A 14,192-nucleotide genomic window follows, 5' to 3' on the forward strand; every position below is an offset into this window, starting at 1 on the left:
AAATTATTGTTTCTTTATTTGCTTGTCACGTTTGAAAAGAACAATTTAATAGCAATCAAGAGAAAATTATTCCTGTAATAAAGCCCAGTAAATAGGGGGGAATCATCTTATAAGTATTGCCCGAAGAATATTCTGATTTTTTACCTGCGCATTTTTGTTAAGTTAACATTAAGGTTGAGTTTGCTACAATTGCTGATAACTCCCAGGATGGTAATTAAGTTGTGATTGTCGCTAAACGATATTTTCTCATTTTTTCATTTCTTTTTATTCAGTTAGCTTTCATTCCCCAAGGGGCTGCTGAAGATAAAGGCTGGTTTGCCACGTTTAAAGATAATGTCAGTGAAACCTGGCAGCAGCCGGAGCATTATGACCTGTATGTACCGGCTATTACCTGGCATGCCCGTTTTGCCTACGATAAAGAAAAAACGGATCGCTACAATGAACGCCCATGGGGGGCCGGATTTGGCCAGTCCCGTTGGGATGATAAAGGTAACTGGCACGGGCTTTATATTATGGCCTTTAAGGATTCCTACAATAAATGGGAACCGATTGGCGGCTACGGCTGGGAGAAAACCTGGCGACCGCTGCCTGATGAAAACTTCCATACCGGCCTTGGCTTTACCGCTGGTTTTACCGCACGCGATAACTGGAACTACATTCCCGTACCGGTGCTGTTACCGCTGGCGTCAATCGGTTATGGTCCGGCAACGTTTCAGATGACCTACATTCCAGGAACCTATAACAATGGTAACGTCTACTTTGCGTGGTTACGCTTCCAGTTTTGATGGACTGCCTGTATTGTCAGTCAGGTTTTAAAAAAAACCATTAAAAACATATGGATGGAAACGGTTACTGAAAAATAACGCGACATTTATCACTTTTTGATAAAGTTCGACTGGACAAAGCGCATCACAATTGTTGTACTGATACCCGACACAGCATTTGTGTCTATTTTTCATGTAAAGGTAATTTTGATGTCTAAGATTAAAGGTAACGTTAAGTGGTTTAATGAGTCCAAAGGATTCGGTTTCATTACTCCGGAAGATGGCAGCAAAGACGTGTTCGTACACTTCTCTGCAATCCAGACCAATGGTTTTAAAACTCTGGCTGAAGGTCAGCGCGTAGAGTTCGAAATCACTAACGGTGCCAAAGGCCCTTCTGCTGCAAACGTAATCGCTCTGTAAGCATACGACAGCAAGCATTCAAAACCCGCTTAATTGCGGGTTTTTTTCGCTCTAATGTGCGGGAGAGGCAGAAACCAGCCAGAATGCCAGGGCGGTCATCGCAAATGACCCCAGCAGATTAACCAGCACATTCACCATAGCCCAGCCAAAGCGTCCTTCCTGAAGTAAAAACACGACCTCTGCCGAGAAGGTGGAGAACGTTGTCAATCCGCCGCAAAAGCCGGTAGTAATCAGCACTTTCCACATTGGATCGATGTTTGTCATGCGATTAAACCACGCCAGACCCATACCAATGATAAACGCGCCAAGTAAGTTTGCCGCCAGCGTACCGAATGGGATAGCCTGATGCAGTGGGTTGAAGCGCATGCTCAACATCCATCTTGCTACGCTACCTGTACCACCACCGATAAAAACCGCTAAAAGAAGTTGTAACACTGCTAAATCCTGCTATTTGATTGTATATAGGATGAGTGTAACGCTGAATAATCACTGTTGGCGAGCCTGACAAACTTTTCTGGAGGGAATATGTTCGTTGCAGCAGGGCAGTTTGCCGTGGGTCCTTCGTGGGAAAAGAATGCAGAAACCTGCGCTTCATTAATGTCTCAGGCCGCAGGAGAGGGAGTATCGTTGTTGGTACTACCGGAGGCGTTGCTGGCCCGTAACGATATTGACCCTGACCTGTCAGTGAAGTCAGCGCAATTGCTGGAGGGTGGGTTCCTGACGCGTTTACTCCGAGAAAGCGCGCAAAATGAGATGACGACAATTCTGACGATTCATGTTCCTTCTGTGCCAGGTCGGGCTTTTAACATGCTGGTGGCGTTGCGGGGAGGTCGGGTTGTTGCCCATTATGCAAAATTGCATCTTTACGACGCGTTTGCGATTCAGGAGTCGCGGAATGTCGATGCAGGAGACGCCATAGCGCCGCTGCTGGACGTAGACGGATTAAAGGTAGGGTTGATGACCTGCTATGACCTGCGTTTCCCTGAGCTGGCGTTAGCGCACGCTCTGCAGGGGGCCGACATTCTCGCTTTACCTGCCGCCTGGGTGCGGGGAGCGCTAAAAGAGCATCACTGGGCAACATTGTTGGCGGCAAGGGCTCTTGATGCTACTTGCTATGTTATTGCCGCTGGAGAATGTGGTAATAAGAACATTGGGCAAAGCCGGGTCATCGATCCCTTTGGGGTGACCATTGCCGCAGCGGCAGAAACGCCGGCGCTGATTATGGCCGAGGTTTCAGCAGAGCGGGTGAAGCAGGTCAGGGCGCAACTTCCGGTGTTAATTAACCGACGCTTTGCGCCACCGCAATTATTATGACGTTTTTTTAAACAAGACTTGATTCACCTTGTTACAGATTGCTATTGTGTGCGCGCGTCGAAAGGCCGTTAATATTCTCAGGTTAATATGGCGCATTATGTAGCCTGGTTTAAGTTAAGAAGGTATCTATGGGTGAGATTAGTATTACCAAACTGCTGGTGGTTGCCGCACTGGTCGTTCTGCTGTTTGGTACCAAGAAGTTACGTACACTGGGTGGAGACCTGGGAACGGCAATTAAGGGCTTTAAGAAAGCGATGAACGACGATAATACCGATGCCAGGAAAGAGGCTGATGGTAGCGTTCAGGCGGAAAAGCTCTCTCATAAAGAGTAATATCAGGAGCATGATGCTCATACTGTATGCTCTGTATGAAAAAAACCGGCAAATTGCCGGTTTTTTTATTGCTGATATGTAAGTGAGTATTACACGATTACTTCACTTCCAGCCCTTTGGCCTGCATATCAGCATGGTATGAAGAACGAACAAACGGGCCGCAGGCTGCATGGGTAAAGCCCATCGCCATGGCTTCGGCTTTCATCTCGTCGAACTCATCCGGGCTGACATAGCGTTGCACCGGCAGGTGATGGCGGCTCGGCTGCAAATACTGCCCCAGCGTTAGCATGGTCACGCCATGGCTGCGCAGATCGCGCATGACTTCAATAATTTCGGCATTGGTTTCACCCAGACCTACCATCAGACCCGATTTAGTCGGGATCTCCGGGTGCGCTTCCTTGAAACGCTCCAGAAGCTTCAGCGACCAGTTGTAGTCCGCTCCCGGACGTACGTTACGGTAAATACGCGGTACGTTTTCGAGGTTGTGGTTAAATACGTCCGGCGGCGTGGCCGTGAGGATATCCAACGCACGATCCATACGACCACGGAAGTCAGGCACCAGCGTTTCGATTTTAATCGATGGGCTTTTCTCGCGGATAGCGGTGATGCAGTCAGCAAAGTGCTGAGCACCGCCGTCACGCAGATCGTCACGGTCAACGGAGGTAATGACGACATAGCGCAGCGCCATGTCCGCAATGGTCTGAGCCAGTTTCAACGGCTCGTTAGCATCAGGCGCAACCGGACGACCATGGGCAACGTCACAGAATGGGCAACGGCGAGTACAGATTGCGCCGAGGATCATAAAGGTTGCGGTTCCGTGATTGAAACATTCAGCCAGGTTAGGGCAGGAAGCTTCTTCGCAGACAGAGTGCAGGCCGTTTTTGCGCATTGCCGCTTTGATGCCCTGGATACGGGTGGAGTCCGCTGGCAGTTTTATTTTCATCCATTCCGGTTTACGCAGCAGGGCTTCACGCTCTGTTGCCACATTTTTAACCGGGATAAGAGCCATCTTATCGGCATCGCGGTATTTAACACCGCGTTCCATCACAATGGGTTTACTCATAGCTTGCGTGTTCCAGTTGCGAATTACGAAGGAAAGCGTTTCAATTCAAGGGAATGTTGCATTTATCAACTATTTTTGAATTAGTGATACGCAGTATATCATTGAAACGGGCCAGAAAGCAGCCTGACAGGCTGGCAAAATGTAAAATAGTTGTTGTTTTGTGCCATTTGCCACAACATATGCCGTGGCAAAGTATGACAGCCTTTTTAGTCCACAACGTACTCGTGCGGTGGGTTACCCAACAGCGCCAGAATGTTGGCCAGCAGGCGTGGGCGAATGCTCTCAGTCGTGGCAGCGCTATCCCATTGCGATACTTTTGCCATCTCCATTCCGGCATAACCGCAAGGGTTGATGCGCAGGAAAGGCGACAGGTCCATATCCACGTTAAGCGCTAAGCCGTGAAATGAACATCCCTTACGAATACGTAACCCTAATGAGCAGATTTTCTTCTCACCGACATAAACGCCTGGCGCATCGGCTCGCGGGTGGGCGTCGATGCCAATTTCCGCAAGGGTATTGACGACAGTTTGCTCCAGCAGCGTAACCAGTTCGCGAACGCCCAGTTTGCGGCGTTTCAGGTTCAACAGCACATACATGACCTGTTGACCTGGTCCGTGGTAGGTCACCTGACCGCCGCGATCGCTCTGAATCACCGGAATATCTCCCGGCATCAGTACATGCTCGGCTTTACCGGCCTGACCCTGGGTAAAGACAGGATAATGCTCTACCAGCCAGATTTCATCATGACTGTTTTCATCGCGGGTATCGGTAAATTCGTGCATGGCCAGAGAGACTGGCTCGTAAGGTTGAAGACCGAGCTGGCGGACCAGAATTTTATCCTGATACAAAACGGCATCTCCGTAGATACTCACACAGAGTAGAGAATGTTAAAGAGGGGAAAAGTATATCACAGGAGGAAGGGGTTACCCGAGCGGGGATGCAGCGGGTAACCGACAGGTTTTTACAGCACCATGCGTACGATATCAATATTGCCTAATTCTTCGTACAGTGTTTCAACCTGCTCAATGTGTGTAGCAGTGATGGTGATAGAGACCGAGTGGTAGTTGCCTTTGCTGCTCGGTTTTACCGTCGGAGAGTAATCACCTGGCGCATGGCGCTGTACCACTTCAACCACCTGATCAACCAGCTCAGGCAACGCCTGCCCCATTACTTTGTAAGTAAATGGAGTAGGGAATTCAAGCAGTTCGTTAAGTTTGGTTTTCATGTCAGCTCCGGCGTTACATCAAAAAATAATAACTCCCACAGCGCGTGGGAGTTATCTGGATACCTAGTATATGGGGACGTAAATCACACTTTCAAGTGTTCGATTTTTAGCCAAACCAGTGATGGAACATTAATTTAATGTAATCAATGATTTTCCCAAAGAAGTTGCCTTCCGGGATTTCCTGCAGCACGACCAGTGGGCGCTGCTCGATGGTTTTGCCATCAAGCTGGAAGTTGATGGTACCGACAACCTGGTTTTTCTGCAGCGGCGCGTGCAGTTCAGTGGTGTTCAGCACATAACTTGCTTTCAGATCTTTCATACGACCGCGCGGTATAGTCAGGTAGACATCCTTATCGACACCTAACGATGCGCGATCGGTGTTACCAAACCAGGCGGGTTCTGAGGCAAATTCTTTACCCACTTTCAGCGGGTTGACGGTTTCGAAGAAACGGAAGCCCCAGGTCAGCAGTTTTTTGCTTTCGGTTTCGCGACCTTTATAGGTGCGGCCACCCATTACGGCGGAGATCAGACGCATCTGGCCTTCGGTTGCGGATGCAACAAGGTTATAGCCAGCTTTATCGGTGTGACCGGTTTTGATACCGTCGACATTCAGGCTGTTATCCCACAGCAGACCGTTACGGTTTAACTGACGAATGCCGTTAAAGGTGAACTCTTTTTCTTTATAGATAGAGTATTCATTAGGCACATCGCGAATCAGCGCCTGACCAATCATCGCCATATCGCGGGCTGAGCTGTACTGACCGTCAGCATCAAGACCATGAACGGTCTGGAAGTGGGTGTTTTTCAGACCCAGCGCGTTCACATAGCTGTTCATCAGGCCGACGAAAGCATCCTGGCTGCCGGCAGCGAAGTCAGCCATCGCCACACATGCGTCGTTCCCGGACTGCAGGTTAATACCACGGATCAACTGAGAGACAGGAACCTGCATGCCAGGCTTGAGGAACATCAGCGATGAACCTTTAAAGACCGGGTTACCCGTAGCCCATGCGTCATTGCCGACGGTGACCAGATCGGTTTCTTTGAACTTCCCGGCTTTCATCGCCTGGCCGATGACGTAGCTGGTCATCATCTTGGTCAGGCTGGCGGGGTCGCGGCGAGTGTCAGCATTCTGTTCTGCCAGAACTTTACCTGAGTTGTAATCAATCAGGATATACGACTCCGCATCGATCTGCGGAACGCCGGGGATCATGGTTTTAATATTCAGGTCATCGGCATGGGCAGCAGAGAGAGTAGCTGCGCAGAGAGCCGCGGTGAGCGCCATACGCTGCACGAAACGAGCGGAAAAAGTGGTCTTCATGGTCTGAACTACGACGTCCGTGATGAAATTAAAAAAAGTGCCCTACTATAGCAAATGCATAACGGGCAGGCATCTGACTTTCCGCGTGACTTTGTTAATGTCATTTACGGAAATTGACAATTCAGATACCCGGTTTACGTTATTACATGCCGGTGATGAAGGACTGTAATTGCGCCTCGGATTGAAGACGCTGCTGCAATGAGGAGGCTTCAGTTTTACTGGCGAATGGCCCCATCTGAATACGCCATACCGCGCCGTTTTGCACTACCCGTCCAGGGACGCCAAACTGCTGACTTAAGCGCTTTTGATACTGCTGCGCACGGGTTTGATCGCTAACGGCACCGACCTGAACGACATAGCGTCCGTTGGTCGCAGCAGCTGGCGCGGCAACGGTCGCTGGCGCGGTTACCGTGGCAGTTGATGCTGCGGGAGCGGCGGTTACAGGCTGTGGCGCAGGCGTGGGTTCGCTGCCTTCAAGTACACCGGCAGCAAGCGTTGTCGGTGCGCCGAGGAAACCACTGCTGTTGACCGGCGCACCGCTGGTATCCTCGCTTTTCAGCGTGGAATTACTGATAGGGCGGATATCGTTTTGCGGCTGACCCGCATCCGGTGCGGAAGACATCGCGCCGCCACCGCTTAAATCAGGACGAGCCGGCAGGGCATAGGTTTGTTTCGCCACAGTTGTGCAGGCCATTCCCGGGCCGGATAATGAACCATCCTGCGCGACGATGATAGGGTCGATACGCACTTTGGTGTTGTTAGACGTGTTCAGTCGATCTGCGGCGGCACGTGAAAGTGAAATGACGCGATCGTTGCCATAAGGGCCGCGATCGTTAATGCGTACGACGATCATCCTGCCGTTTGCCAGGTTGGTGATTCTGGCATAGCTTGGGATCGGCAGCGTCGGGTGCGCAGCGGTTAACTGCATTGGGTCAAACGCTTCACCAGACGCGGTTAAATTGCTTCCAGGCTCCGCATCATAAATAGCGGCAAGCCCGGCCTGGCTAAAGCGGGAGGGATCCTGGACTATTTTGTAGCTCTTACCATCACGCTGGTAGTCCTGATTCGCCGTTGGGTTCAGGGGTTCAAAGCGCGGATCGGCCCCGCTGATTTCAACAATCGGACCATTACACACCGCAGGCTGCGGCGCGACAGCAACCTGTTGCTGACCATCATCATTCGAACACGCCGCGAGCATTCCTGCTGCGATGCAGATACCAAGCCACTGCTTACGCATTGCGTACCCCTTACACGCTTTTCGACAACATTTTTCTATGGGTGTGGATCGACATAACAATCCCGAACCCGGCCATCAGCACGATCAGTGCCGAGCCTCCGTAACTGACCAATGGGAGTGGAACCCCAACCACAGGTAGAATACCGCTCACCATACCAATATTTACGAAGACATAAACGAATAATATCAACATTAAACCACCCGCCATGACGCGACCAAAGGTGGTTTGTGCGCGAGCAGCGATCCACAACCCGCGCATAATCAGCAAAATGTACAGCGTCAGCAAAATCAAGATCCCCACCAGGCCCAGCTCTTCCGCTAAGACGGCGAAGATAAAGTCAGTGTGGCGTTCGGGTAAAAACTCGAGCTGCGACTGCGTACCGTGCAGCCAGCCTTTACCGCGTAATCCGCCGGAACCAATAGCAATTTTAGACTGAATAATGTGATAGCCCGCGCCCAGCGGATCGGTTTCTGGATCAAGTAACATCATGACGCGCTGACGCTGGTAGTCATGCATCAGGAAGAACCACAGTATCGGAATAAACGCGGCGACCAAAACTACTGCCACACCGATTAAACGCCAGCTTAAACCGGAAAGGAACAGGACAAACAGACCAGAAAGGGCAACCAGAATTGAGGTGCCGAGGTCAGGCTGAGCGGCAACCAGCAGCGTGGGCATAAAAATCAGCACCAGCGCAATCGCGGTATTTTTTAGCGATGGCGGGCAGACGTCGCGGTTGATGAAGCGCGCGACCATCAGCGGCACGGCAATCTTGGCGATTTCAGAAGGCTGAAAGCGCACGATACCCAAATCCAGCCAGCGCTGAGCGCCTTTGGAAATAGCGCCGAAGGCGTCAACCGCCACCAACAGAATGATACAGAAGATATAGAGATAGGGCGCCCAACCTTCATAAACCCTGGGGGGAATTTGCGCCATCACCACCATGATGACCAGACCCATCGCGATCTGGCCGACCTTACGCTCCATCATGCCAATATCCTGGCCGCTGGCGCTCCAGATGACCAGCGAGCTGTAGACCAGCAGAGCCAGCAAAATAAGCAACATTGTGGGATCGATGTGGATTTTGTCCCAAAATGTTTTTTTGTTCGGATTATCCGTCACGATTATTGGTCCTCAGCTGCTGCAACCGCTGGGTTTTCCGCAGGCAGATTGGTGTTGTTGTCGCCCAACATAATGTGGTCAAGGATCTGGCGCATAATCGTCCCCACAGCCGGACCCGCGCCGCCGTTTTCAAGGATCATGGCGACAGCGACCTGGGGTTTATCATAGGGTGCGAAGGCCGTCATTAACTTGTGGTCACGTAAACGTTCGGCGATCTTATGCGCGTTATAGGTTTCATTCGCTTTCAGGCCAAAGACCTGTGCGGTACCGGATTTCGCCGCAATTTTGTAAGGCGCGCCAGCGAAATATTTATGTGCAGTCCCGTTAGGGCGGTTAGCGACACCGTACATACCGTCTTTGGCGATTTCCCAGTAACCGGAATGAATATCGCCCACGGGCGGTTCGTGCGGCTGAACCCATGGCACTTGCTTGCCATTTTCTGCCGTGCTCATCAGCAGATGCGGGACTTTTACCAAACCGTCGTTGATAAGGATCATCAGCGCTTTACTCATCTGGATAGGGGTTGCCGTCCAGTAACCCTGACCGATGCCGACCGGAATGGTATCACCCTGGTACCATGGTTTTTTAAACCGTTTTTGCTTCCATTCACGGGTTGGCATGTTCCCGGAACGTTCTTCGGCAAGATCGATACCCGTATATTGGCCATAACCAAACTTGCTCATCCACTCGGAAAGCCGGTCTATCCCCATATCATAGGCGATTTGATAGAAAAACGTATCCGCGGACTCTTCCAGGGAGCGGGTAATGTTCAGGTGGCCGTGACCCCATTTTTTCCAGTCGCGGTAACGTTTCTCAGAGCCGGGTAACTGCCACCAGCCCGGATCGAACAGACCGGTATTGCGGGTGATGACGCCCGCGCTTAACGCAGAAACCGCCACGTAAGGCTTAACCGTCGACGCCGGAGGATAAACGCCTTGCGTGGCGCGGTTAACTAATGGGGTATTCGGATCATTGAGCAACCCGGAGTAATCTTTACTGGAGATGCCATCCACAAACAGGTTCGGGTCGTAGCTTGGCATGGAAACCAGCGCCAGAACGCCACCGGTACGCGGGTCGGTGACCACCACGGCGGCGCGGCTACCCGCCAGCAGCGTTTCAATATACTGCTGGAGCTTCAAATCCAACGTGAGGTAAATATCATGCCCGGCCTGCGGCGCGACCTCTTTCAACTGACGAATGACACGACCGCGGTTGTTGACTTCAACTTCTTCATAGCCGGTCTGCCCATGCAGTACGTCTTCATAGTAACGTTCAATACCGAGCTTACCAATATCATGCGTCGCAGCGTAGTTAGCCAGTTTGCCGTCTTTGTCCAGGCGGTCCACGTCTTTATCGTTGATCTTCGATACGTAGCCAATCACGTGGGTCAGGGCGGAACCGTAAGGGTAGTAGCGGCGTTTATAGCCTTTAACTTCAACGCCAGGAAAGCGATATTGATTTACGGCAAACCGTGCGACCTGAACTTCCGTCAGGTTGGTTTTTACCGGAATAGAGGTGAAGCGGTGTGAACGGGCGCGCTCTTTTTTAAACGCGGCAATATCGTCATCCGTCAGGTCTACGACGTTGCGCAGCGCGTCGAGCGTATCCTGAATGTTGTCTACCTTCTCCGGCATCATTTCAATCTGATAAATGGTGCGGTTAAGGGCAAGCGGAATTCCGTTGCGGTCATAAATAATGCCGCGACTGGGAGGAATGGGTACCAGTTTAATGCGGTTTTCGTTCGAACGGGTCTGATAATCAGTAAAGCGAACGATTTGCAGATTATACAGGTTGGCGATCAGCACGCCGGTCAGCAGCAAAATCCCCAAAAAAGCGACCAGCGCCCGGCGCACAAACAGCGCGGACTCAGCCGAATAGTCGCGAAAAGAATTCTGTAGTTTCATCCGCTGCTTAATCTACTCAAGAATCAATGATCACTCACGGTGATAAGGATGGTTGGTGGTAATGCTCCACGCCCTGTACAGACTCTCTGCGACCAGAACCCGAACAAGAGGGTGAGGTAGGGTTAATGCAGAGAGTGACCAGCTTTGTTCCGCCGCGGCTTTACAGGCGGGAGAAAGACCTTCCGGCCCGCCGATCAGCAGACTGACGTCACGACCGTCCAGTTTCCAGCGCTCCAGTTCGGTCGCCAGTTGCGGCGTGTCCCAGGGTTTGCCCGGAATATCAAGGGTGACGATGCGGTTTTTGCCTGCGGCGGCCAGCATCTGCTCACCCTCTTTGTCGAGAATGCGTTTAATGTCCGCGTTCTTGCCGCGTTTTCCTGCCGGGATTTCGATCAGCTCAAAGGGCATATCTTTCGGAAACCGACGCAGATATTCGGTAAATCCGGTTTGTACCCAGTCAGGCATTTTCGTACCCACAGCGACAAGTTGCAGCTTCACGCATTAACTCCAGAGTTTTTCCAGTTCATACAGGCGACGGCTTTCTTCCTGCATCACGTGGACAATCACATCGCCGAGGTCAACGACGATCCAGTCAGCGACGTTCTCGCCTTCCACGCCGAGCGGCAGCAGGCCGGCAGTGCGGGACTCCTGAACAACGTGATCTGCGATAGACATAACGTGACGGCTGGATGTACCGGTGCAGATAATCATGCAATCAGTGATACTGGATTTACCCTGAACGTCTAAGGCGATGATGTCTTGACCTTTCAGGTCATCAATTTTGTCGATTACAAAATCCTGGAGTGCTTTACCCTGCAAGTGTTCCCCCTGGGTGAAAAGAGTTAAAAACGTCTGTTAGTATACCTGAACCAGAGGCGATATCGGGACAAATGTCTCCGAAAGCGCTTTTGAAGTGCGCTATCATCCCACCCCACGCCACAGAATGCATCGCCATTTTTGTAAAACAATTTCTGCAAAGCTCTGAAGGGCGGGAAAAGTCAGGTTGCGGAGGATAACAGCCTGTCAGGGGGTGTCAATGGGAGAGAGGCCCTTCGGCAGAAAAAACCGCGCATTCACTCCCCGTCGTCCCATGCGGCCCGGCTGTTAAGCACTTTCAGAACCGCGAAATCGTCACATAAATCTATTGCGCTCCAGCAGCCTTGTTCGACGCGGAAATGCCACATTGCCGCAGCCGGCATGGACAGCATGCGGGCGATCAACACGCTCAGCACGCCCTGATGACTCACCACCAGCAGGTTTTGACACGCTTTATAATCGGCAAGTTGGGCAATGAAGCGTTCAACCCGCTGAGAAAATGCCTGAAAGCCTTCGCCATTCGTTGGCGTTGCGTTCTGCCAGTCGTTACACCATAAGGCGTAATTTTCAGCGTCTTCGCGCGCTAAATCGAGATGGTGGCGCATTTCCCAGTCACCAAAAAACATCTCATTCAGTTCAGGCATAATGCGCACAGGGAGGTCGCGATCGCCTAAGATCAACCGGGTTGTATGGCGGGCGCGTTCGAGTTCGCTGCAAAGAACATTGTCGACAGGAAGATTGCGTAACAGCTTGCCCACTGTTTGCGCCTGTGCGATCCCTCGCTCCGTTAGCGAGGTGGGGGCGTGGCCGCTGTATAATCCGGCGACATTGGCGTCGGTTTCGCCATGCCGTACTAACCAGAGTCTCATGTTTTCCTCGTGAAGCTATTCGCACAAAATATGATGTTTGCCCTGATTGCGCAGAGTTTTTTCACTAAAATACCCTTTTTTATGTGGAGCGGCACGATGTCTTTATTGAAGAGCGCGCATGGTGGTAATACCCGAGAAGCCGCCGAATTGTTGGGTATCTCGCCTGAACAATTGCTGGATTTTAGCGCGAATATTAACCCGTTGGGTATGCCGGCAAGTTTAAAACGCGCGATTATCGACAATCTGGACTGCGCGGAGCGTTACCCGGATGTCGATTACGCTCAATTGCATGCGGCGCTGGCGGATCATCATCAGATCCCGGCCTCGTGGATCCTGGCCGGAAACGGTGAGACCGAGTCTATTTTTACCCTGGTGCATGGCCTTAAGCCACGTCATGCGATGATCGTTACGCCCGGATTTGCGGAATATCGTCGGGCGTTGCAATGGGGGGAGTGTGCGATTCATGAATTTGCGCTGCGTGAAGAGGATGGCTGGCAACTTACCGAGGCGATTCTTGATGAGTTAACCTCTGAGCTGGACTGCCTGTTTCTCTGTACGCCTAACAATCCTACCGGTTTACTGCCAGATAACCACCTGCTACGTGAGATTGCCACCCGTTGTGAGCGGCTTGGGATCAATCTGATCCTTGATGAAGCGTTTATTGATTTTATTGCCGGTGAGCCGGGATTTATCCCGCTGCTGCACGGGAATCCACATATTTGGGTGCTGCGCTCGTTGACTAAATTCTATGCGATACCGGGATTGCGTTTGGGGTATCTGGTCAACAGTAACCAGCACGCCGTTGCACAGATGCGTAGCCAACAAATGCCGTGGTCAATTAATGCGTTTGCTGCCCTTGCAGGCGAGATTATTTTACGCGATAGCGCCTATCAGCAGGCGACGTGGAAATGGCTGGAGCAAGAGGGCGCGCGGTTTGATCTACAGTTGCAAGAACTGTCCGGCCTGACGGTGTATCCCGGCCGGGCAAATTATCGTTTATTACGCTGCGATCTGACGGATGTTGATCTGCAACGCGCCATGCTCGAACAACATGTTTTGATCCGCAGTTGCGCTAACTATCCGGGGCTGGATACGCGCTATTATCGCGTAGCCGTTCGCAGCATGGAAGAGAATAACCGACTGCTGGCGGCATTACGCAAGGCGCTTAGCGGTACAACCCTTGTTGATTGATATAGTCAAGCACAGCGCCCGGCAGTAAGTCGTCGCACGGCTCCCCTTTTTCCAGGCGCTCGCGGATCAGCGTGGCGGAGATGTTAAACCACGGCGTTTCGGCCAGGTAAATTTTCCCGCAGGGCAGGTTGTGCAGGTCTTCCGGCGAATGGGTCAGATGATCCTCCAGCCACTGCTGGTGCTTTTCCTGCGCCATCTCGAGTGGGTAGCCCGGGCGTCGGCACACAATAAGATGCGTGTTACCCAAAATCGTGTCGTAGTCATGCCAGGACGGAAAGGTTAGCAGCGAGTCCTGACCAATAATAAACGCTAACGGCACGTCCGGACCTTGCTCTTCACGCCACTCTTGTAGCGTTTGCGCGGTGTAGGAGGCGGTATCGCGTTTGAGTTCGCGTTCATCCAGAGAAAACAGCGGCTTATCAGCAATGGCCAGTTCAACCATGCGCTTACGTTGTTCGCCGGACGCTTCGGGTTGCGCGCGATGTGGCGGCACGTTATTGGGCATGATGATGACCCGGGAAAGGCCAATCAGATTAGCCAGAATTTCAACCGGTTTAAGATGACCATAATGCACCGGATCAAAGGTGCCGCCGAACAGAGCCTGCAATGATTTCAT

Annotated in this window: 17 protein-coding genes; 5 read left to right on the top strand and 12 right to left on the bottom strand. The window is 51.6% G+C overall.

Annotated features, from left to right (window positions below; all coding sequences use genetic code 11):
• The first annotated feature begins 221 nt into the window (after positions 1-221).
• The gene (gene pagP / locus JSN25_RS11780; RefSeq protein ID WP_038638726.1) at positions 222-785 is read left to right on the top strand and encodes a lipid IV(A) palmitoyltransferase PagP; all 564 of its coding nucleotides are present in this window, start codon (positions 222-224) and stop codon (positions 783-785) included.
• Between the two features lie 189 nt (positions 786-974).
• Positions 975-1,184, top strand: a complete 210-nt coding sequence (gene cspE, locus JSN25_RS11785; protein WP_000034825.1) for a transcription antiterminator/RNA stability regulator CspE — start codon at positions 975-977, stop codon at positions 1,182-1,184.
• A gap of 51 nt (positions 1,185-1,235) precedes the next feature.
• Here cspE and crcB read toward each other — a convergent pair whose 3' ends face one another.
• Positions 1,236-1,619: a fluoride efflux transporter CrcB gene (gene crcB / locus JSN25_RS11790; protein ID WP_003831281.1), complete on the bottom strand. Its 384-nt coding sequence runs from the start codon at positions 1,617-1,619 to the stop codon at positions 1,236-1,238.
• Positions 1,620-1,709: 90 nt separating this feature from the next.
• Between crcB and JSN25_RS11795 the strand changes: the two genes are divergently transcribed.
• A complete protein-coding gene (locus JSN25_RS11795; RefSeq protein WP_038638732.1) occupies positions 1,710-2,498 on the top strand; it encodes a deaminated glutathione amidase in 789 nt (262 codons plus the stop codon).
• A gap of 128 nt (positions 2,499-2,626) precedes the next feature.
• Complete coding sequence (tatE, locus tag JSN25_RS11800) at positions 2,627-2,830, top strand: twin-arginine translocase subunit TatE (protein WP_038638735.1); 204 nt, start codon at positions 2,627-2,629, stop codon at positions 2,828-2,830.
• Positions 2,831-2,927: 97 nt separating this feature from the next.
• Here tatE and lipA read toward each other — a convergent pair whose 3' ends face one another.
• The 10 genes from lipA to JSN25_RS11850 form a co-directional block, all read right to left on the bottom strand.
• The gene (gene lipA / locus JSN25_RS11805; protein WP_003022702.1) at positions 2,928-3,893 is read right to left on the bottom strand and encodes a lipoyl synthase; all 966 of its coding nucleotides are present in this window, start codon (positions 3,891-3,893) and stop codon (positions 2,928-2,930) included.
• Between the two features lie 206 nt (positions 3,894-4,099).
• A complete protein-coding gene (gene lipB / locus JSN25_RS11810; RefSeq protein ID WP_038638740.1) occupies positions 4,100-4,741 on the bottom strand; it encodes a lipoyl(octanoyl) transferase LipB in 642 nt (213 codons plus the stop codon).
• Between the two features lie 113 nt (positions 4,742-4,854).
• On the bottom strand, positions 4,855-5,118 hold the full coding sequence (gene ybeD / locus JSN25_RS11815; protein WP_003022706.1) for a DUF493 family protein YbeD: 264 nt from the start codon (positions 5,116-5,118) through the stop codon (positions 4,855-4,857).
• Between the two features lie 106 nt (positions 5,119-5,224).
• A complete protein-coding gene (gene dacA / locus JSN25_RS11820) occupies positions 5,225-6,436 on the bottom strand; it encodes a D-alanyl-D-alanine carboxypeptidase DacA (RefSeq protein ID WP_038638745.1) in 1,212 nt (403 codons plus the stop codon).
• A gap of 142 nt (positions 6,437-6,578) precedes the next feature.
• Positions 6,579-7,673 carry an endolytic peptidoglycan transglycosylase RlpA gene (rlpA, locus tag JSN25_RS11825; RefSeq protein WP_121528756.1) on the bottom strand — a complete coding sequence of 365 codons (1,095 nt, stop codon included), beginning with the start codon at positions 7,671-7,673 and terminating at the stop codon, positions 6,579-6,581.
• A gap of 10 nt (positions 7,674-7,683) precedes the next feature.
• On the bottom strand, positions 7,684-8,796 hold the full coding sequence (mrdB, locus tag JSN25_RS11830) for a peptidoglycan glycosyltransferase MrdB (protein ID WP_006685529.1): 1,113 nt from the start codon (positions 8,794-8,796) through the stop codon (positions 7,684-7,686).
• 2 nt (positions 8,797-8,798) lie between these two features.
• Complete coding sequence (gene mrdA, locus JSN25_RS11835; RefSeq protein WP_006685528.1) at positions 8,799-10,700, bottom strand: peptidoglycan DD-transpeptidase MrdA; 1,902 nt, start codon at positions 10,698-10,700, stop codon at positions 8,799-8,801.
• A 30-nt stretch (positions 10,701-10,730) separates the two neighbouring features.
• On the bottom strand, positions 10,731-11,198 hold the full coding sequence (rlmH, locus tag JSN25_RS11840; protein ID WP_003022725.1) for a 23S rRNA (pseudouridine(1915)-N(3))-methyltransferase RlmH: 468 nt from the start codon (positions 11,196-11,198) through the stop codon (positions 10,731-10,733).
• 3 nt (positions 11,199-11,201) lie between these two features.
• Complete coding sequence (gene rsfS, locus JSN25_RS11845) at positions 11,202-11,519, bottom strand: ribosome silencing factor (RefSeq protein ID WP_003022728.1); 318 nt, start codon at positions 11,517-11,519, stop codon at positions 11,202-11,204.
• Between the two features lie 254 nt (positions 11,520-11,773).
• Positions 11,774-12,385 (bottom strand): adenosylcobalamin/alpha-ribazole phosphatase, encoded by a 612-nt coding sequence (locus tag JSN25_RS11850; RefSeq protein WP_204524955.1) that lies wholly within the window; start codon positions 12,383-12,385, stop codon positions 11,774-11,776.
• 96 nt (positions 12,386-12,481) lie between these two features.
• Here JSN25_RS11850 and cobD point away from each other — a divergent pair, with 96 nt between their 5' ends.
• Positions 12,482-13,576, top strand: coding sequence for a threonine-phosphate decarboxylase CobD (gene cobD / locus JSN25_RS11855; RefSeq protein WP_137346987.1), 1,095 nt, complete (start codon positions 12,482-12,484; stop codon positions 13,574-13,576).
• Here the strand turns inward: cobD and nadD are convergent.
• The gene (gene nadD / locus JSN25_RS11860; protein ID WP_087857163.1) at positions 13,551-14,192 is read right to left on the bottom strand and encodes a nicotinate-nucleotide adenylyltransferase; all 642 of its coding nucleotides are present in this window, start codon (positions 14,190-14,192) and stop codon (positions 13,551-13,553) included. The genes cobD and nadD overlap by 26 nt on opposite strands.

Source organism: Citrobacter cronae, assembly GCF_016893685.1.
In the GTDB taxonomy this organism is placed as follows: Bacteria; Pseudomonadota; Gammaproteobacteria; order Enterobacterales; family Enterobacteriaceae; genus Citrobacter; species Citrobacter werkmanii.

Coding starts and splice junctions, on each gene's coding strand:
- tatE (WP_038638735.1), top strand. CDS start 2,627: ATGGGTGAGATTAGTATTACCAAACTGCTGGTGGTTGCCGCACTGGTC.
- rlpA (WP_121528756.1), bottom strand. CDS start 7,673: ATGCGTAAGCAGTGGCTTGGTATCTGCATCGCAGCAGGAATGCTCGCG.
- lipA (WP_003022702.1), bottom strand. CDS start 3,893: ATGAGTAAACCCATTGTGATGGAACGCGGTGTTAAATACCGCGATGCC.
- mrdA (WP_006685528.1), bottom strand. CDS start 10,700: ATGAAACTACAGAATTCTTTTCGCGACTATTCGGCTGAGTCCGCGCTG.
- JSN25_RS11795 (WP_038638732.1), top strand. CDS start 1,710: ATGTTCGTTGCAGCAGGGCAGTTTGCCGTGGGTCCTTCGTGGGAAAAG.
- cspE (WP_000034825.1), top strand. CDS start 975: ATGTCTAAGATTAAAGGTAACGTTAAGTGGTTTAATGAGTCCAAAGGA.
- cobD (WP_137346987.1), top strand. CDS start 12,482: ATGTCTTTATTGAAGAGCGCGCATGGTGGTAATACCCGAGAAGCCGCC.
- ybeD (WP_003022706.1), bottom strand. CDS start 5,118: ATGAAAACCAAACTTAACGAACTGCTTGAATTCCCTACTCCATTTACT.
- JSN25_RS11850 (WP_204524955.1), bottom strand. CDS start 12,385: ATGAGACTCTGGTTAGTACGGCATGGCGAAACCGACGCCAATGTCGCC.
- nadD (WP_087857163.1), bottom strand. CDS start 14,192: ATGAAATCATTGCAGGCTCTGTTCGGCGGCACCTTTGATCCGGTGCAT.
- dacA (WP_038638745.1), bottom strand. CDS start 6,436: ATGAAGACCACTTTTTCCGCTCGTTTCGTGCAGCGTATGGCGCTCACC.